General features: G+C 58.5%; 17 protein-coding genes, 2 tRNA genes and 1 pseudogene. 5 read left to right on the top strand and 15 right to left on the bottom strand.

Features of this window, described 5'->3' with window-relative positions:
- Positions 1-34: 34 nt before the first annotated feature.
- Both A0257_11875 and A0257_11880 read right to left on the bottom strand, forming a co-directional pair.
- Complete coding sequence (locus tag A0257_11875) at positions 35-1237, bottom strand: transcription antitermination factor NusB (GenBank protein ID AMR27726.1); 1203 nt, start codon at positions 1235-1237, stop codon at positions 35-37.
- 147 nt (positions 1238-1384) lie between these two features.
- On the bottom strand, positions 1385-2479 hold the full coding sequence (locus A0257_11880; protein AMR27727.1) for a leucine dehydrogenase: 1095 nt from the start codon (positions 2477-2479) through the stop codon (positions 1385-1387).
- 157 nt (positions 2480-2636) lie between these two features.
- Between A0257_11880 and A0257_11885 the strand changes: the two genes are divergently transcribed.
- Positions 2637-4436, top strand: a complete 1800-nt coding sequence (locus A0257_11885; GenBank protein ID AMR29733.1) for an ABC transporter — start codon at positions 2637-2639, stop codon at positions 4434-4436.
- Between the two features lie 129 nt (positions 4437-4565).
- Here A0257_11885 and A0257_11890 read toward each other — a convergent pair whose 3' ends face one another.
- A complete protein-coding gene (locus A0257_11890; GenBank protein AMR27728.1) occupies positions 4566-5072 on the bottom strand; it encodes a hypothetical protein in 507 nt (168 codons plus the stop codon).
- 206 nt (positions 5073-5278) lie between these two features.
- On the opposite strand from A0257_11890, the gene A0257_11895 reads away from it, so the two are divergent.
- From A0257_11895 to A0257_11910, 4 genes are all read left to right on the top strand, one after another.
- Positions 5279-5355, top strand: a tRNA-Pro gene (locus tag A0257_11895).
- 115 nt (positions 5356-5470) lie between these two features.
- Positions 5471-5547, top strand: a tRNA-Pro gene (locus A0257_11900).
- A 119-nt stretch (positions 5548-5666) separates the two neighbouring features.
- Complete coding sequence (locus A0257_11905; GenBank protein ID AMR27729.1) at positions 5667-6323, top strand: hypothetical protein; 657 nt, start codon at positions 5667-5669, stop codon at positions 6321-6323.
- Between the two features lie 230 nt (positions 6324-6553).
- Complete coding sequence (locus tag A0257_11910; protein AMR27730.1) at positions 6554-7198, top strand: hypothetical protein; 645 nt, start codon at positions 6554-6556, stop codon at positions 7196-7198.
- A gap of 22 nt (positions 7199-7220) precedes the next feature.
- Here the strand turns inward: A0257_11910 and A0257_11915 are convergent, their stop codons facing one another.
- From A0257_11915 to A0257_11970, 12 genes and pseudogenes are all read right to left on the bottom strand, one after another.
- Positions 7221-7742, bottom strand: a complete 522-nt coding sequence (locus tag A0257_11915) for a hypothetical protein (protein AMR27731.1) — start codon at positions 7740-7742, stop codon at positions 7221-7223.
- Between the two features lie 45 nt (positions 7743-7787).
- Entirely contained in the window at positions 7788-9626 is a 1839-nt protein-coding gene (locus A0257_11920; GenBank protein ID AMR27732.1) for an antibiotic ABC transporter ATP-binding protein, read from the bottom strand.
- Positions 9627-9764: 138 nt separating this feature from the next.
- Positions 9765-10532 carry a tRNA pseudouridine(38,39,40) synthase TruA gene (locus tag A0257_11925; GenBank protein AMR27733.1) on the bottom strand — a complete coding sequence of 256 codons (768 nt, stop codon included), beginning with the start codon at positions 10530-10532 and terminating at the stop codon, positions 9765-9767.
- Between the two features lie 132 nt (positions 10533-10664).
- Positions 10665-10874, bottom strand: coding sequence for a hypothetical protein (locus A0257_11930; GenBank protein ID AMR27734.1), 210 nt, complete (start codon positions 10872-10874; stop codon positions 10665-10667).
- A gap of 91 nt (positions 10875-10965) precedes the next feature.
- Positions 10966-11598, bottom strand: a complete 633-nt coding sequence (locus A0257_11935; GenBank protein AMR27735.1) for a hypothetical protein — start codon at positions 11596-11598, stop codon at positions 10966-10968.
- 84 nt (positions 11599-11682) lie between these two features.
- Positions 11683-13650 (bottom strand): hypothetical protein, encoded by a 1968-nt coding sequence (locus A0257_11940; protein ID AMR27736.1) that lies wholly within the window; start codon positions 13648-13650, stop codon positions 11683-11685.
- A gap of 144 nt (positions 13651-13794) precedes the next feature.
- Positions 13795-14697, bottom strand: coding sequence for a F0F1 ATP synthase subunit gamma (locus A0257_11945; GenBank protein ID AMR27737.1), 903 nt, complete (start codon positions 14695-14697; stop codon positions 13795-13797).
- 115 nt (positions 14698-14812) lie between these two features.
- Positions 14813-16396, bottom strand: a complete 1584-nt coding sequence (locus A0257_11950; protein AMR27738.1) for a F0F1 ATP synthase subunit alpha — start codon at positions 16394-16396, stop codon at positions 14813-14815.
- Positions 16397-16404: 8 nt separating this feature from the next.
- On the bottom strand, positions 16405-16968 hold the full coding sequence (locus tag A0257_11955; protein AMR27739.1) for a F0F1 ATP synthase subunit delta: 564 nt from the start codon (positions 16966-16968) through the stop codon (positions 16405-16407).
- 102 nt (positions 16969-17070) lie between these two features.
- Positions 17071-17565 (bottom strand): F0F1 ATP synthase subunit B, encoded by a 495-nt coding sequence (locus A0257_11960; protein ID AMR29734.1) that lies wholly within the window; start codon positions 17563-17565, stop codon positions 17071-17073.
- Between the two features lie 203 nt (positions 17566-17768).
- Entirely contained in the window at positions 17769-18029 is a 261-nt protein-coding gene (locus A0257_11965) for a F0F1 ATP synthase subunit C (GenBank protein ID AMR27740.1), read from the bottom strand.
- 193 nt (positions 18030-18222) lie between these two features.
- A pseudogene (locus A0257_11970) lies at positions 18223-19212 on the bottom strand (F0F1 ATP synthase subunit A).
- Between the last annotated feature and the right edge of the window lie 12 nt (positions 19213-19224).

Raw genomic sequence — 19224 nt, forward strand, 5'->3', positions numbered from 1 at the left:
GGCGCGCCGGCAATCCGTGCGCACCGACCATTACTTACTGGTTATCAAGCAGGCCCCGGCCCGACTTGCGGATGTCGCCGCTCGCCGCCAGGTCCTGGGCCAGCTTATCCAGCACGCCGTTTACGAATTGTTTGCTCTTGGGGGTGCTGTATAGTTTGCTGATTTCGATGTACTCGTTGATGGTCACCTTCACCGGGATGCCCCGAAAAAGCTGCATCTCACAAAGCGCCATCTTCAGAATGATTTTATCCAGCAAAGCTACCCGCTCCACATCCCAATTGGGCGTCGAGTCGGCGATGAGCTTTTCCGACTTCGCATCGTCGGCCAGGGTCTGCTTATAGAGCGTTTCGGCAAAGTCGCGGTCGTCCTGCCAGTTGGCGCTCAGGTTCATCAGCTCCTGCGTTGAGTCGGCGGGGTAGGGCAGCATTTTCAGCGTCTTCAGTACCAGGTTGCGCACAATGGGGCGGTTTTCTTCCCAGTTCAGGTCGTCGCCCTCCAGGTAGCGGGGTAGGGCTTCGCCCCTGAATACGAAGTCTTTGTAGAGGTGGCGCACCAGCTCCATATCGGTTTCGTAGTCGGTTTCGACCAGGCCCGTGTTTTTGCCGGCCAGGTAGGCTTGCACGGTTTCGTCGGGCTTCATCTCTTTCTGCCAGGCCTCGCGCAGGGCGTCCAGCTCCTCGGCATCGGTCCATTGCAGCTTGCGCTTGATGGTGGTTTGCAGCAGCTGCTCGTTTTCGCGCAGCTTCCCGAAAGCCGCGTTCCCAAACAACCGGGCCGTGCCCTCAGCCTCGAAGCGCGGGCCGGTAAAGCGCCGGGCCTCGCGCTCATTGTCCTCCGTAATCAGCTGAAGCAGCGCTTGCGGCAGGTTCAGCAGGTGCAAATACTGGTCGTGAATGCTCTCGGCACCGTGCAGCAGCTGCCCGCCGTAGAAGGTGCCTTCCTTCTGCACCTGCTTTTGGTAATACTCCACGGCGCCCTGCACGGCGGCGGCAACCTCCTTATCATCAGAGCCCGACTCGGGCATTTCGCCGGTGCGGTGCCACTCGCGCAGCTGCGCTTCGCCCAGCTTGCGCTGGCCTTCGAGCAGGCGGCGGTCGGGAACCTTGTCGGCCGCGAGGTTGGGCTCAAAAGCCGCCGCGATGCGGTCCTGGGCCAGCAGCAAATCGGCGGCTACCGCTTGCTGGTAGGCATAAAGGGCCTGCATGACTTTGATGCGAAGAAGACGGCGGTTTAGCATGTTGTTGGGTAGGTTTCAGTAGTCAATAAAGAACGTCATGCTGAGCTTGCCGAAGCATCTCGCTCGCCTCGTTGAGCAGTAACCGCTAGCGATTTGAATTACTGCTGCACGCGAGATGCTTCGACAAGCTCAGCATGACGTTCTTACTTAAGAAGTAGATTTTACCCGGCCCACGGCTTCGATGCGCTCCTGGGCCTGGCGAATGGCAGCCGCCTGGGGGTGGCTGTTTTCCTGCTCAGCTTTGTCGAGCACTTGCAGGGTGTAGTCGTAGATTCTTTCGGTTTGGGCCAGCGCGCCCTGGCGGCTGCTCCCCACTATTTCGGAGTACACGTTGATGAGGCCGCCGGCATTTATCAGAAAATCAGGCGCGTACACGATGCCGCGGCGCACCAGCTCGGGGCCGTGCTCGTTCTCGCGTTCCAGCTGATTGTTGGCGCAGCCCGCGATGACGCGGCACTTGAGCCGGCCAATGGTGTCGTCGTTGATAGTGGCGCCCAGCGCGCAGGGCGAGTAGATGTCCACGTCCTGGTCATAGATTTCGTCCATGCCCACGGCCTGCGCGCCAAAGCGGCTGGCCGCCTCGTAGGCGCGCTCCTCATAGTAGTCGGTGAGCACCAGCTGGGCACCTTCTTTCTGCAAATATTCGAGCAGATAAGTACCCACGTACCCTACCCCCTGCACGGCAATGCGCTTGCCGGCGAGGCTGTCCGAGCCGAAGGCTTTTTTGGCGGCGGCCTTCATGCCCATGTAGGTGCCGTAGGCGGTCACCGGCGACGGGTCGCCGCTACCCCCCATGCTTTCGGGCAAGCCGGCCACGTGCTTGGTTTCCATGCGGATGTACTCCATGTCCTTGGTGGTCATGTTCACATCTTCGGCAGTGATGTACTTGCCATTCAGGTTGTTAACGAAGCGGCCGAACTTGCGCAGCAGCGCCTCGTTCTTGAGCTTCTTCACGTCGCCGATAATCACGGCCTTGCCGCCGCCCAGGTTCAGGCCCGAGATGGCGGCCTTGTAGGTCATGCCGCGGCTCAGGCGCAGCACGTCGTGCAGGGCCTCGGCCTCGGTGGCATAATGCCACATGCGGGTGCCCCCCAATGCCGGCCCGAGGACGGTATTGTGGATGCCGATAATGGCCTTGAGGCCAGTTTCGTGGTCGTGGCAGTACACCACTTGCTCGTGCTGAAATTCGGCTACCTGCTCAAAAATAGAGGCAGGGGCCTGGGTTGGCGCGTCGAGTACCATAGGGTTAAAAAGGAAAAATGGGTGGGAATGGGTGGGAAGAGTGGGGTGTAACTTTGTTAAGGTGCCGGTGGCCGGCCCGAACGCCGTTACGGCTACAAAAGTACCCGATTTTTTCCGGTTGCGGCCCGGTTTTCCGGCCCCTACCCCCCTCCTGCCCATGCCAACCCGCTCGCTCGCTGCCGTCAATCCGCATATTTTTCACTATAAATGGCGTTTCCTCGGCGGGGTGCTATTCGTGGTTCTGAGCACGCTGCTGACCATTTTTCCGGCCCAGCTGGTGCGCTACTCCTTCGATTTGGTCAACGAGGGCGTTGACCTCTACCACTTGTATGCCGGCACGCAGGCGCAGGCGGGGGTGTACCAGCTGTTTGGGCGCAACGTGCTCTTTTATGGCATGGTCATTATCGCGCTGGCGCTGCTGCGGGGCATTTTCTTGTTTTTTATGCGCCAGACGCTCATCGTGATGTCGCGGCTCATCGAAAACGACCAGAAAAACCAGATTTACCAGCACTACCAGTCGCTGCCGCTCAGCTTCTACCGCCGCCACAGCACCGGCGACCTCATGTCGCGTATCTCTGAAGACGTGGGCCGCGTGCGCATGTATCTGGGGCCGGGCATTATGTATTTTTTGCAGCTCGTCGTGCTGTTCGTGCTGGTGGTGCCGCTCATGCTGCTGGTCAATGTGAAGCTGACGGTGCTCACGCTCCTACCCCTGCCAGTGCTGTCGGTCGCTATTTTCTACGTTAACAACCTGATTGAGAAGAAGTCGGATGATATTCAGCGGGCGCTGGCGGCTATGACGACCTTCACGCAGGAGGCATTTTCGGGCATTCGGGTGCTCAAGTCGTTCGTGCGCCAGGAAGATTCAGCCGAGCAGTTTCAGGTTTCGACCAACGAGTACAAAGACAAGTCCTTGAGCCTGAACTTCGTGAACTCGCTGTTCTTTCCGCTCATTCTATTTCTGGTGGGCATCAGCACCATCGTCACGGTCTGGATTGGCGGCCAGGAAGTCATCCGCGGCACCATCACCACGGGCAGCATCGCTGAGTTTATTATCTATGTAAACCTGCTAACCTGGCCCGTGACGGCCTTGGGTTGGACCTCCTCGCTGGTGCAGCGCGCCGAGGCGTCGCAGGCCCGCATCAACGAGTTTCTGGACGAGAAAACGGACATCGTTTCGCGCCAAAACGTGGAGCGGGAAATCATCGGCGACATTGTCTTTGACCACGTTACGTTCACCTACCCCGACACCGGCATTAAGGCGCTGCGCGACGTGAGCTTCCGCATCCGGCCGGGCCAGACGCTGGCCGTTATTGGCAACACGGGCTCGGGCAAGAGCACCATTGCGGCGCTGCTGTGCCGGCTCTACGACGTGAGCAGCGGCACCATCCGCGTCGATGGCGTGGACGTGCGCGACTACGCGCTGACCTCGCTGCGCGAGCAAATCGGCTACGTGCCGCAGGACGTGTTCCTGTTTTCGGACAGCATTCGCAACAACATCAACTTCGGCCTCAACCAGCCCGATGAGGCGCGCATGGCCCAGGCCGCCCGCGACGCCGACGTGTACGACAATATTATCCACTTCCCCGAAGGCTTCGACACCAAAGTGGGCGAGCGTGGCATCACCCTTTCGGGCGGCCAGAAGCAGCGCGTGAGCATGGCCCGCGCCTTGGTGAAGGAGCCCAAAATCCTGATTCTCGACGACTCACTCTCGGCTGTCGATACCAAAACCGAGAATGCCATCCTCGACAGCTTGCAGCGGGTGATGAAAAACCGCACCAGCCTCATCATCTCACACCGCGTAAGCTCGGTGAAGCTGGCCGACGAAATCCTGGTCATCGACGACGGTCAGATTGTGCAGCACGGTCCCCACGCCACGCTCATGGCCGAGGCCGACGGCCTCTACCGCGCCCTCTACGAGCGCCAGCTCCAGACGGAAGAGGCTGTAAATGAGTAATTAGGATAATGGGAGTAGCACGAGCTTTCCAGTTTGTGCGTGAGCGTAGCGAGCAGGCGAACCTGCCCGACGCGTGAACGATGATGCTCGCTGCGCTCGCGCACGAACTGAAAAGTTCGCGCTACTACCCTAGTTGCTCAACTGCACCAGGCGCATGCCTTTTTTCTCGCCGGCGGTGCAGCGCACCACGTAGGGCCCGGAGGGGAGCGACGACACGCTCAACACCACTGGCGAGGTGCCAACCATCACGTTCTTGGTGAGCACCGGGTGGCCTTCCTTGTCGTTGATTTCGAAGCGAGTAGGGCCGGGCGCGTCACAGCGCACCGTGAGAGTATGCGCAATAGGATTTTGCTCAGCCCTGATTTTTAAGGCGTTGGGGTCGGGGGCGGGCGTTACCGGTGCCAGCGGCACGGGGGCGGGCGGCGCGTCGGCCACCGCGTTGGTAGCGCTGGCCGTGGCCGTGGCAGCTGCTTTGGCCGCCGTAGCGGCGGGCTTGGCAGCAGGTCTGGCAGCGGCCGGCTTGGCAGCGGCCGGCTTGGCAGCGGCTAGTTTGGGCTTGGCAGCCGGGGCTTTTTGCGCCAGCAGGCCCAGCGGAGCCAGCAGCAGCGCACTGACAAGTATAACGATTGGTTTCATAAAGGTTATTGGACTAAAATGGGACACCGACTTAGTTGGGTAAAGATACTACCGCTGGCAAAATACCCTAACCTATTTTTTTTACTGGCTAGAAGTGAAGGGCTTGACTCACGAATATCCTTTTTTTCGCCTCCACTCCATAAAAAAGCCAGCTTTGCTTGCGAAAATACCGGCCCTACCACTACCTTTGCACCTCCAAATGCCCTCGGGGTGTAGCGTAGCCTGGTATCGCGCCAGCATGGGGTGCTGGAGGTCGTAGGTTCGAATCCTGCCACTCCGACCGAGGAGCAAGTTTGCCCCACAAAAAAGCCCCCGACTTTCGGGTCGGGGCTTTTTTAGGCAATTTTGCTGAATTTGGATTTTTGCTGCGGAGCCGCCCCATCGGTCCCGCCAGTACTCGGGGTGTAGCGCAGCCCGGTAGCGCGCTGTGTTCGGAACGCAGAGGTCGTAGGTTCGAATCCTGCCACCCCGACTACAAAAAAGGCCTTTGCTTCTCTTACGAGCGGCAAAGGCCTTTTTTGCTTTGTTATGCAGTCAGCATACTAAGAATATACCTTTGCGCGTAAAGGCATAAGCTCTTCCCTTTTCACTTGCATGAAAAAACTACTCTCCCTTGTTTCCCTCTGTGCGCTTGCTCAAACCAGCTACGCCCAAACTGCTATTAATGCCGGTACCCTCCAAGTGGGCGGTGGCATTAATTATACTACGAGCAACGAAGATATTACTACCAAAATCGGCAGTATCAGCAACACGAATAAATACACCGTTAATAGCTTAACACTAACTCCTTCCGTAGGTCTATTCGTGGCTAATAACCTAGCCCTCGGGGTGAATTTTAGCTACACTGCGGCTAATAGCTACGCTAATTCGGGCGTGACGACAACGCAAACGCCTACTACTAGGCTGCGGGTTGGCCCGTATGTGCAATACTATAAGATGGTAACGGAGCAATTTGGCTTTGTGGGCACGCTGGGCGGCGGCTATGAGCGTGACTATCAGCCAGGTATTGGCGCGCAGGGCATTAATGTCACCACTGATGGCTCGTACATGGGCCTCACTCCAGGAATCGTATTTCTCCCAATTCCTAAACTCAGCATAGGAGCATCAATTGGTAGTCTTGCCTACACGCACCTTAAAGTGAAGCCTGATAACGCTAGCGGTGATTATGATGATACCATCTCTTCGTTCGGCGCGGGATTTGGCCTAAGCCAATTGCTTTTTAGCGGCACTTACTATTTCGGTCGTAAGTAGTTTTTGTCAAAAAGAAAGCCCGGCAGTCTGCCGGGCTTTCTTTTTGATAAAAAATTACTTCCCGCTTACCCGCAGCTCGGCCGCCTTTTTCGGCCCGAACTGCTCCCGGCGGCATGTCCCTTTGGTCTTCAGTGCCTTGCCCGGCCGCGCCGTTGAATAGTAGGAGCCGGCAGTGGCCCTGCCCCCCTTAATTCACGCGGTTAACACGTTGACTGAATTACGTTTGGTTTATGCGGCGCGTCTTTCTCCTGTGGACTTTTCTGCTGGCCGGGCGCGCTAGCTGGGCGCAAACGGCTGAGGCAGTGCCGCCCCCTACCCCGGCCCGCCATGCCTATTGCCTGCTGGGCCCAACCGTGCTTTTTGCCGACGACGGCCGCACTTATTTCGGAGTCGATTTTGGGGTAGGTGGGCTGGTTAGCCGTCGGCTGGCTATTGGCGGCACGCTCAGCATCAGCGGGCGGCGCAACATAGCCACTAATTATGGCTACCAGGCTACGGCTCCCGAAGTGGGCCTCTACAGCTTGCAGGCCAGCACCCGCCTGATGCTGGCCGACGCAGCCTTTTGCCGCCTCGAACTGCTCAATGGCATTGGCTACGGGGCGGCCTGTCTCTTTGACCGCGACCGCACGGTGCAAACGACAACCCGCACGAGCACCGGCGGCACTATCACCAACTCCCAGCCCCTGCGCGTTGCCCTGAGTGAACACCTGTTGCTGGAAGCCGGTCTGAGCCTGACTTTTAAGCTCTGGCGTGGGCCGTGGCTTACGACGCAGTTTAGTCGGCGGCAGTTTATGGGTAGCTCGGAGTTTGGAGGACCCAACGGGTTCTCGCACTGGATAGGAACTATCGGCGTCAGCCTGCCCAATGGCTGGTAATTACATCAGCAACAGCGCCTTGCTACTTAACCCCTACCCATAGCTCGTCCGCCTCATTCGGCCCGAACTGCTCCAGATAGAATGGCTCTTTAATCAGCTTCCGGTCCTTAATATCTTGCTCGGCCGCGCCGTAGAGCTTGCCAGGAGCCAGCATAAAGCTCACGCCACTTAGCCGCGCCACCACCGCTCGCCGGCCGGCCGGCACCACCCGGTAGCGCCAGCTAGCGGGCAGCGCGGCGGCCGTGTCGGGCACCAGCATACCCACGAAGGCGCGAATGGAGTCGTGCGCCGACTCGGGGTTGTTGTAGTAGAGGTTGGCCAGCGGCGGGGGGGTAGGGCTGGCATCCTGCCGGACCTTGGCCGCCCGAAACAGTTCGCCGAAGCGCGCATCACTCACCTTGCCGTGGAAGGGCTGGCCGGCCAGCAGCACGGGGGTAGCCGTGGTTTCGAAGGCCACCGTGGGCGTGCGCAGTCCGCCCAGGTAGGCGTAGATGCCCAGGCCCAGGGCAGTAAGCAGTAAAACGAGGGGCAGGAAAAAACGCACGGGAAATAAAGAGCAATTATGGGTGAGTGATGAGCAGTTTTCGGGCTACTTGTCAGTTTTTCCCTCAATGAGCGACTGCTCCTTACTCATTGCCAGCTGCTCACTGCTGGCGTATTGCATGCGGTAGAGCTGGGCGTAGTAGCCGCCGAGGCGCAGCAGCTCGTCGTGGGTGCCGGTTTCCTTGATTTCGCCGCGGTCGAGCACGATGATGCGGTCAGCCTTCTGAATTGTGCTGAGGCGGTGGGCGATAACGAGTGCCGTGCGGCCTTCCATGAGCTTGTCGATAGCGCCCTGAATCATCTCCTCCGTCTCCGAATCGACGGACGACGTGGCCTCGTCGAGCACAATCACGCGCGGCTCGTACACCAGCGCCCGCACAAAGCTGATGAGCTGGCGCTGGCCCACCGAAAGCGTGGCACCGCGCTCCATCACCGGGTAATCGAGGCTGCCCGGCAGGCGCTCCATAAAGCGCTGGGCACCCACCAGGGCCGCGGCTTCCCAGATTTTGGCGTCGCTGATGTCGCGGTTGCCGAGCGTGATGTTGTCGCGGATGGAGCCGGCAAACAGGAACACGTCTTGCAGCACTACCCCTATCTGGCGGCGCAGCTGGCCCAGGTCGTAGTCGCGCAGGTCGTGCCCATCGACCTTAATGTGGCCTTGTTGAATGTCGTAGAAGCGGCTCAACAGATTGATAATGCTGGTTTTGCCCGCGCCGGTGGCCCCCACGAACGCTACCGTCTGGCCCGGCTGCACGTGAAAGCTGATGTCGCGCAGCACCCACTCGGGGTCGTCGGTCGGGCCATCCTGCTGATTATAAGCAAACCACACGTGGTCGAACTCTACCTCGCCTTGCAGCTGCGGCACGGCCAGGGTGCCCGAGCTGGAAACCAGCTCCTTGCTATCCAGCAATTTGAGCAGGCGCTCGGTGCTCACCAGGCCCAGCTGCAAGGTGTTGAAACGGTCGGCAATCTGGCGGATAGGCCGGAAGAACAGCGCGTTATACATGATAAAGGCAATCAGCTCACCTTTCGAGATGCTGCCGTCAATCTGGCCCTGCGCGGCGTACCACACCAGCAGCCCTACCCCTATCGCGCCCAGCACCTCGGCCACCGGAAAGTAAATGCTGTAATACAGCACCGACTTAATATTGGCGCGGGTATGCTCTTGGTTGATGTCCTTGAATTTCTTGTATTCGCGCGCCTCGTTATTGAAAATCTGCACCACGTTCATGCCCGTCAGGTGCTCCTGCACGAAGGAATTGAGCTTGGCCACCGCGTTGCGCACCTCCTGGAAGCTGCCCTTCACTTTTTCCTTGAAGACGTAGGTGCTGAAAAGCAGCGGCGGAATAACGCACAGGCTGATGAGCGCCAGCTGCCAGTTGGTCCAGAACATAAAAATCATGAGGAAGACGATTTGCAGCAAGTCGCCGACCATCGCCGCCAGGCCCTCGCTAAACACGTCGGCCAGCGTCTCCACGTCCGAAATGTTGCGCGTCACGAGCACGCCGATGGGCGTGCGGTCAAAAAAGCTGAGCTTGAGACTAAGCAGGTGCCGAAACAGGTCGGTGCGGATATCGCGCACGATATATTGGCCCAGCCAGCCGCCATAATAGGTTTGCAGGTAGCTCACCAGCGTGTGCACCAGCAGCAGGCCCAGCAGCCACAGCGTCGAGCGGTTGAGGCCGGCCCAGTCGTTGTTGCTGATGTCCACGTCCACCATGCGCTGAATAAGCGCGGGCCGCACCGTGCCCAGCACCGCCGTGGCCACGGTGAGCACGATGAGCCCAATGAACGTGGCGCGGTAAGGCGTCACGTAAGTCAGCAGGCGGCGAAGCACCAGCCAGTCGAATACCTGGCCGGTTTTGGTAGCAGAAGTTGGGTTCATAAGCAGTGGTATCCTAACAAAGGTCGGCAGGTTTCGTTGCTGCCGCGATACGCCCCTACCCCCTCCGAATAGACTGTTTTGTACCGACAAGTCAAGGACCTGGAAACTAAACAGGCTTTTTTGTACTGAATGCAGCGCTCAAAGCGGTTGGGGCAAATCCGGCACAATTCCCGACGCGTACGTTACCTCGCTCAAATACAAACCTTTAGCTGGCGCGGCCCCGCTGGCCGCCACGCGCTGCTGCCGATGCAGCACCTGCTGAAACTCCGGCGGCGTGAGCTTGCCGCGGCCCACGTCGAGCAAGGTGCCCACTACCAGCCGCACCATGCCCCGCACAAAGCGGTTGGCCCGAATACGGAATACCAGCCCATTAGGCACCTCGCGCCAGTTCGCCTCGTAGAGGTAGCATACGTAGTGGCTCTCGCTACCCTTCACCTTCGAAAACGCCGTGAAATCGAACTGACCCACCAGGTAGGCCGCGGCCTCGTTCATGGCCGCCACGTCGGGCGCGCAGTCGAGGTACAGCGCCTGGTCGCGCCGAAACGGGTCGGGCCGCAGGCTCACAAAGTACTCATAAGTGCGCACCTCGGCCGAAAAGCGGGCGTGGTCCTTATCGCCCACCGGGTGAATGCGCATCACCTGCACATCGGGGGGTAGGGCGCGGTTGAGGCGATAACGCAGCAGGTCGAACGTCATTTCGGCCGGAAAATCGGCCTCGAAATGCGCTACCTGATGGCTGGCGTGCACGCCCGAATCGGTGCGCCCGCTGCCCAGCGAATGCACTGGCTGGCGCAGTACCTGGCTTAGGGCTTTGTCGAGCGTGGCCTGCACGGTGGCCACGCCGGGCTGCACCTGCCAGCCGCAGTAGGCCGTGCCATCGTAGGCAAAATGAATGAAGTAGCGCATGGAAGCGCAAAAATACCACGCCCCGGCCCCGGCGGCCCCGTCTCAAACAAAACACCCTTGCCACGAGGTAGCAGGGGTGTTTCAGTACTAGCCAGCTTGCTTCGCAGGCTGTGGAGGGGGTAGGCCCCAAGCTTATTGCAGCCCCGCGTAGAGGCTGGCAAAAGCCTGCTCCCGGCTCAGCTCCCCGGACACGTAGCGCTGTAGCTGCGCTTGCACGGCAGGGCCAGGCGACTGCCCGCACAGCGCCTGCACCAGCAACGCCGTCTCAACTTCCCGCTGCCGGGCAGTGGGCGTGGTGGTCGAACTAACCGGAGGGGCGGGGCTGAAAAGGGGGGTTTTCATAACTCAGAAAAGCAAAAGATTGAGTAAAGGCGGAAGATTAAAAAAGCAGAAGAGCGAGTAAAAACAACGGGCAAGGGCAGCGAACGGCGGGCTACCAGGACAAGAGCGGGCGCTGCCGCCGGGCCATTATTTCGGCTTTGGAATTGACTTGCAGCTTGCGGTACACTTGCCGAATGTGGCTGCGCACCGTGTCGAGACTAACGTGGAGGCGGTCGGCAATCAGCTTGTAGCTCAGGCCGTCTTCGATGCCGCGCACGATGTCCTGCTCGCGGGGCGTGAGGCCCTCCGCGGGAGATGGCAGCGGCCGAAAATACCGGGTAACGTGCCGGGCCACGCTGGGGCTCATGGGCGAGCCGCCGGCCGCTACTTGCAGCAGGTGCTCTTTAAGCAGGGGTAGGGGCGTCGTCTTTTCGAGGTAGCCCACGGCACCCTGCCGCAACGCTTCGAACACGCGCTCGGCATCGGTATAAACGCTGAGCATCAGCACCTCAACCGTTGGCAAGGCCTGCCGCAGGATGGCTAGCCCTTCGATGCCCGAGCGCCCCGGCAGGCCAATATCTGACAAAACCAATGTCGGTGGCTCGACCAAATCGGGCAGTCGCGTCATAAACTCCTCGTGCGAAGCGGTACTTAGCACACACGCAAACTCGGGCTGCGCGGCGAGGTACTCGCTGAGCGCCTCCCGAATGGCAGTCTGGTCTTCGATGATGCCGAGGATAATCACGGGTACAAAGGTCGGCGGCCCCGCCTTTCAGCGCTATAGCATGAAGATGTGAATTTTAGGAGAAGCCGTTCGCCCCCTACCCCCCTAGCGGAGCGGCAAGCGCACCAGCAGCCTGGTGCCCGGCCCCGTGGTGTCAAACGTGATGGTCCCGCCCACCGCTGCCGTGCGCATGCGCATGTTGGGGAGGCCCTGGCCACCGGGCCGGCCGGCGCTGGGCAGGCCCCGGCCGTCGTCCCGCACTTCCAGCTCCAGCTGGCGGCCCCGCAGCCGCAGGCGCACCCACACTTGCTGGGCCTGCGCGTGCTTCACGATGTTGTGCAGCGCTTCTTTGTAGATGTAGTACAGGGCCTGGCGCGTCGCCAGCGGCACGGTAGCCGTCGCCAGGGCAGTATCGGCCCGGAAGTCCAGCTCCAGGCCCGCGGGGGGTAGCACTTCGTGGGCATGGTCGCGCAGGCGGTCGAGCAGGCTGGCCGCTGAGTCGTAGCGCGCATCGATGCTCCAGACCGCATCGCTCATCTGGCGGGCGGCCCGGCGGCTGGCCTCCGACATCTGCTCCAGATACGCCTGCTGCTGCGCGGGGGCATAGTGGCCCTCGCGCAGCAGCGTGCTCTGCATGGAAATCTGGGTGAGCATGCTGCCCACTTCATCGTGCAGGTCGGCCGCGATGCGCGTGCGCAGGGCTTCCTGGCGGCGGCGCTCGCGGCGGCGGTAGCGCCATAGTATTCCTCCGCTCATGGCCAGCAGCAGCGCGCCCAGGCCCGCCAGCGCCGTTAGCTGCTGGCGATAGCGCAGGCGCGTCAACTCCTGCTGCTGCGCTTGCAAATCGGCGCGCTGCTGCAGCAGCTGTAGTCGAATTTGCTGGCGTTTTTGAGCTTCCTCGCCCTGCAAGCCCGCTATGCGGCGGCGGGTAGCTTCCCCGGTTAAGGTATCAGCCAGCGCGGTGGTTATGAGTTGATAGTGATAGGCCGCGCCCCAGCTTTTCAGTTTGGCATTGGCCTGGGCCAGTAGCTGAGCGGCTTCGTGCCCTTCCGGGCGCAGGCCATCGTGCTGGGTTTTCACAAAGCACGAGGCCCCGTAAAAACGAGCGCTGTCTGGCTGGTCAGTGGCCAAAAACGTGCGCGCCAGCAACAGTTGCGTCCGCGCTATTTCTCCGTCAATACGCAGGGCGGTAGCTCGCCGAAACAGCTTTCTTGCCAGTGCCAGCGCTGTCTGGTGGTCGCCTTGGCGGTCAATCATTTCCGCGATGTTGACCTCATTATCAAGCAAACCATCTGCCCCATATACGTGGCGATAACTGGCGGCCGCTTTGGTATAATAGTAACCGGCCAGGCTCCAGCGGGCTTGCTGGCGATTGAGGTCACCGAGGCCGCCGTAGGCCTGCGCCTGGCTAACATAGTCTCTATTGCCTTGCGCGAGCGCCGATGCCTGGTCAAAATACTTGCGCGCTTGCTCGTAATTACCTAATTCAGTCTCTATTAAACCAAACTGAATAGTATGCAATACCTTAAATCGTTTCTCATTTAAAATCCCTGCCAGCTCCAGGCCTTTGGCATTCGCGGCATAAGCCTGGCTGTAATCACCCTTGTAAATATAAATTCTTACTATATTATACAATATTCTGAGCATATTCTGCTTGTTTTGCAGCTTATCTGCCAGGTCTATTGCTTGCTTGGCACAATAAAGCGCCGAATCATATTGATTCCTACCCCGGTAAGAATAACTTAAGTCAATATACGAGCTAAGCTTACCCTGCTCATAGTGCAGGTGCTGCGCCAGCCGCAAGGCCTGCACGGAGAGCTGCCATGTTTTGACCGGACTCTCGATGCGTAAGGCTAAAGCCAGCTTATTGAGGTGGTTTACCCGAGCCGAATCCTGTTTCGTATCCGCTGCCAGCAGCTGCTGCATTTCATCCCGCAACGCGGTCAGCTCCTTGGATGGGGGTAGGGCCTGGCCAGCAGCTTGCCGCCAGATAATCAGCCAACTGAGACTTACCAGCCAACTAATTCGGCGCAACACGCCAAGACTGGCAGCCCCCAAGGGCAAATAGTTCATACCACCAACCCGAATGAGCCAAACAAATCAAATGAACGCTTATTTGCTAGTATATACGCAAAACCCTGCAATAGTAAGGCAAAAAAAAGAAACCCGGCAACTGTTAGTTGCCGGGCTTATCTAAATTCTAAGCGAAATTGCTTGTTACCGGGTTGCCGCCAGGGCTTCGGCACCACCCACGATTTCAAGAATCTCCGTCGTGATAGCGGCCTGACGCGTCCGGTTATACGTTAGCTTGAGCGCTTTCAGGAGCTCGCCGGCGTTGTCGGTCGCTTTGTCCATTGCCGTCATGCGGGCACCGTGCTCCGAAGCATTGCTTTCCAACACGGCTTTGTAAAGCTGAATTTTCAGGCTCTGCGGGATGAGCGTCTGAATAATCTCCTCCTTGCTGGGCTCGAAAATGTAGTCGATGCTAGCGTCCGGGGCGGTGGCGCTGGGCGTGCCGGCCGGCACCTCCGTGGGCACCAGCGGCAGCAGCTGCTCCACCTGAATAACCTGGGTGGCCACGTTCTTAAACTCGTTGTACACTATCACCACCTGGTCGTAGCTGCCTTCCACAAAGCCACGCATGGCTTCCTCAGCCGCTACGCGCACCGTATCGAACGACAGCTTCGCGAAGACGTGCGTGTAGTCGCCCACTTGCTTGGTGCCGCGCCGGGCGTAGTAGTCGTGCGCCTTTTTGCCAATGGCCAACATCGTGATATTCTCCTTCGGCAGATTGGCGTAGCGCTCAGCAATCGCCGCATTCACGCCCTTAAACACGTTGGCATTGAAGGCCCCGGCCAGGCCGCGGTCTGAGGTGATGGCAACGATGAGCACCCGGCGCACCTCCCGCACCTGACCATACTCGCTCACTACCTCGTCGGTGGTAGTGCGGGTCAGGTTGGCCAAAATGCTGGTCAGTCGCTGGGCATAGGGGCGCATCCGAATAATGTTATCCTGGGCCCGGCGCAGCTTGGCCGCCGCCACCATTTTCATGGCTTTGGTAATCTGCTGCGTGCTCGAAACCGATTGGATGCGCGAGCGAACTTCTTTAAGAGAGGCCATTTAAGTGAGTTAAGAGTTAAAAATTAAGAGTTAAGAGTTAGGAAATAAGGAGTAGGGAGGGGCTTACTGCCGGAACCTAACTCTTACTTCTCAACTTTTAACTCTTAACTTTTCGTTACTTAGCCGCGTAGCCGGCGGCCACGTCCTTGGCCGTTTGGCGAATAGCCCCCGTCACCGAGTCATCCAGCTTGCCGGCTTTCAGCGCTTTGAGCACCTCGGGGTTGCGGGCGTTCATTACCTGGCGAAACTCCGTTTCGAACTCCCGCACCCGGTTCACGGGCACGGTGTCGAGCAGGCCGTTGGTAGAGGCGTAGATAATGGCTACCTGGTCTTCCACCTTCACGGGCGAAAACTGGGGCTGCTTCAGAATCTCGAGGTTGCGGCGGCCGCGCTCAATGGTGAGCTTGGTCGAAGCATCGAGGTCCGAGCCGAACTTGGCAAAAGCTTCCAGCTCGCGGAACTGCGCCTGGTCGAGCTTCAGCGTGCCCGCGACCTTCTTCATCGACTTAATCTGGGCATTGCCACCCACCCGGCTTACCGAGATACCCACGTTGATAGCGGGGCGCACGCCGGAGTTGAAGAGGTTGGTTTCGAGGAAAATCTGCCCGTCCGTAATCGAGATGACGTTGGTCGGAATATAGGCCGATACGTCGCCCGCCTGCGTCTCGATGATGGGGAGGGCCGTGAGCGAGCCACCGCCTTTCACCAGTGGCTTCAGGCTATCGGGCAGGTCATTCATGTTGCGCGCAATCTCATCCGAAGCGTTGATTTTAGCGGCGCGCTCCAACAGGCGGCTGTGCAGGTAAAACACGTCGCCGGGGTAGGCTTCGCGTCCCGGAGGACGACGCAGCAGCAACGAAACCTCGCGGTAGGCCACGGCCTGCTTCGACAAGTCGTCATATACTACCAGCGCCGGGCGGCCCGTGTCGCGGAAGTACTCACCGATGGCGGCTCCCGTGAAAGGCGCGTAGAACTGCATCGGCGCGGGGTCAGAGGCCGAAGCCGACACGACCACCGTGTAGTCCATCGCCCCACCTTTAGTCAAAGACTGCACCACCTGGGCTACCGTCGAAGCCTTCTGGCCAATGGCTACGTAGATGCAGAAAACCGGCTCGCCGCGGTCATAAAACTCGCGCTGGTTCAGGATAGCGTCGAGCGCTACCGTCGATTTGCCGGTCTGGCGGTCGCCAATAATCAGCTCGCGCTGGCCGCGGCCAATCGGAATCATGGCGTCGATAGCCTTAATACCCGTTTGCAGCGGCTCGGTTACGGGCTGACGGAAGATTACGCCGGGCGCTTTGCGCTCCAGAGGCATCTCGTAGGTCTGGCCCTGGATGGGACCACGGCCGTCGATGGGCTGGCCCAGCGTGTTTACCACGCGGCCCACAATGCCCTCGCCCACCTGGATGGAGGCAATCTTCTTGGTCCGGCGCACGGTAGCGCCTTCTTTAATATCGCCGTATTCGCCGAGCATTACGGCACCTACGTTATCTTCTTCCAAGTTCAGCACCAGCGCTTGCAGGCCGTTTTCGAACTCAATCAGCTCGCCCGACTGCGCGTGCGACAAGCCGTAGATGCGGGCCACGCCGTCGCCGACCTGGAGCACCGTGCCGACCTCTTCGAGCTCGGCGGCCGATTTGAAATTGGACAGCTGCTGCCGCAGGATGGCGGATACTTCGTCCGGGCGTACTTCTGCCATAATAAGGATTAGTTTAAGCTAGGTTGGTAAGTATTGTCGGCCAGGGCCGTGCGCAGGCGGCGCAGGTTGCCTTTAACCGAGTCGTCAATCTGCTGGTCGCCCACGCGCAGCACGAAGCCGCCAATCAGCGAGGCATCCACTTCTTCGATGAGCGAAACGTCTTTCAGACCCGTTTGCTGCTTCACCATCTTCTCGATTTCGGCCCGAGTGGCGGGGGTGAGGGGGGTAGCTGAAGTTACCTCCGCCACCTGCACGCCCATTAGAGAATTATACTGAATCAGGAATTCGCTGCCGATGAATTCCAGCGCATCCTCGCGGTTTTTGCTGGTCAGAATCTGAAAAAAGCGCATCAGTGTCTCCGACACTTTGCCTTGGAAAATGGCGGTCAGGATGCTAAGCTTTTTGTCGTGCTTCACAATCGGGTTGCGCAACAACAAACGCAGGTCGCGGCTGCCGGCCATCGTAGCGGCCAGCAGGTCCATATCCTGCTTGATTATTGGCAAGGTGCCCATTTCCTGCGCCAAGTCCAACAAGGACTTAGCATAGCGGGCGGCTACTCGTTGGTCGGCCATTTTAGGTTCGTTTTTCGTTTTTCGTCGTTTGTTTTTCGTCGTTTACCACCACCTTACTTAGAGGCACAAATAGCGAAAAGCAACCAATGAAAAACGAAAAGGCTAATTGAGTTTAACATCTTTCAGATAGTCGTCCACCAGTTTTTGCTGGGCAGCTGGCTCGGCCAGCTCGCGGCGGAGCACGCGCTCGGCAATGTCCACGCTGAGCTGGGCGGCAGTATTTTTCACCTCGGCCAGGGCCTGGTTTTTTTCCTGCTGAATGGCTTCGCGGGCTTGCTGGGCGATGCGGTTTGCTTCTTCTACGGCGGTAGTTTTGGCCTGCTCAATGAGTTGGTTGGCGATAGTCTGGCCTTCCTTCAGCATTTGGTCGCGCTCATGGCGAGCGTCAGCCAGCAGCTTCTCATTGCCGGCCTTCAGGCTTTGCATCTCCAGCTTGGCGTTTTGGGCCATTTTCAGGGCCTCGTCGATGCTGTCCTCGCGCTCCTTGAGCGAGCTCAGGATAGGCTTCCAGGCAAACCTGGCCAGCAGCAGCAGCAGGATAAGGAAAATAAGGGTTTGCCAAAAGAGCAAACCGAATTCGGGAGTGATAAGCGACATAAGCGTGGCAATTATCGGGGTGATGATGCCACCGCAAAGCGGCACCAATAAACATCCGGCGGCAGGTAAGTTGCCAAAGTAATTAGTCGGTTTCTACTTCATAGAATCAACCAAAACTTTAGCCGAACGAAAACCCGGCGCGGCTGACCTCTTCTCGTTTAATTACGAAGAAGGAGCCAGCCGGCCGGGTTATACCGACGCGACTACTTCAGATTCAGCGCGATGAGCAGGCAGACTACAACTGCGAACAAGGCTGCTCCTTCAATCAGAGCGGCCACGATGAGCATGGCAGTCTGAATTTTGCCCGAAGCTTCTGGCTGACGGCCGATGGCTTCCATAGCGCTACCGCCGATGCGGCCAATACCCAGGCCGGCACCTATGATAGCCAGACCGGCCCCAATGCCGGCACCCATTACAGCCAGACCAACCGAATTAACAACTTGCAGCAACAACGAAAGAAGCATGGTAAAAAAGAAAATGTGTGTAGGGAAAAATTTGAGGGGAGATATAACCTGGCTATCCTACCAGCGAGTGGGCAGCCGGGCTAGGTTAGTGAGCCGCGATGTCGGGCTTGGTGAGGTTAGCGAAGTTGGAGCCGCCCTGCCGCTCTTCGGCAAAGCCGTAGTCGTCGTGCTCATGGCCGGGGCCGTGCGCTTCGTCGTGGTGCTCTTCGAGGGCGCCGCCAATATACATGGCAGTCAGCAGCGTAAAGATGTAAGCCTGCAAAATAGCTACCAACAGCTCCAATACACTGATAAACAAGCCGAACGGCACAGAAAACAAACCCGTAACTGCCGAGCGGAAGATGAATATGAGGCTGATAAAGCTCAGGATAATGATGTGGCCGGCCGTGATGTTAGCAAACAGCCGGACGGCCAGCGAGAAAGGCTTCACAATTACGCCAACCAACTCGACCGGAATCATGATGATTCTTAGGGGTAGGGGCACGCCGGGCGTCCAAAAAATGTGCGTCCAGTAGTTTTTGTTGCTACTAAAAAGTGTCACAATCAGCGTCAAAACCGCCAGCATGGCCGTTACCGCTACGTTGCCGGTGAGGTTGGCCGCGCCGGGTGTGAGGCCCAGCAGATTATTAAACCAGATAAAGAAGAAAACAGTGAGTAAATACGGCATGTAGCGCTCGTACTTGGGGCCGATGCTCTTCTTGGCTATTTCGTCGCGGATAAAAATGACGAAGGGCTCCAGAAAGCCTTGCAGGCCGGAAGGGGCCTGGCCAACGCGGTGCTTATATGTCCGGGCAACCGAGACAAATACAATAAGCAGCATGAGGCTGCTCATGGCCAGGGCGGCGACGTTTTTGGTAATGGAGAAGTCGTAAACCTTGCTGCCGTCGAGGCTAACCAGCTTCTCGTCTTCGAGCTTGAAGTTGCCGTTAGTTTTGCCTTCGGCTACTTTTTCAGAGGAGAAAACCGAGAGACCTTTACTAGGCTGGTATGCTATTATAGGAAAATAGCTAACAAAGTTACCGTTGTCGGTGCTGAACCAGTGCCACTCGTGCGAGTCGGCCACGTGATGCAAAATAACTTCGCTGGGATTGAAAGCTGCCTCCTTTTTGCCCGTTTCACCCGGTTCGGCCGCAAAACCGCCGAACGTACACAAGCAGAGAAAGAGAGTAAGTAACCGCTTCATTAATATGGAGTA

It is taken from the genome of Hymenobacter psoromatis (assembly GCA_001596155.1).
Lineage (GTDB): Bacteria > Bacteroidota > Bacteroidia > Cytophagales > Hymenobacteraceae > Hymenobacter.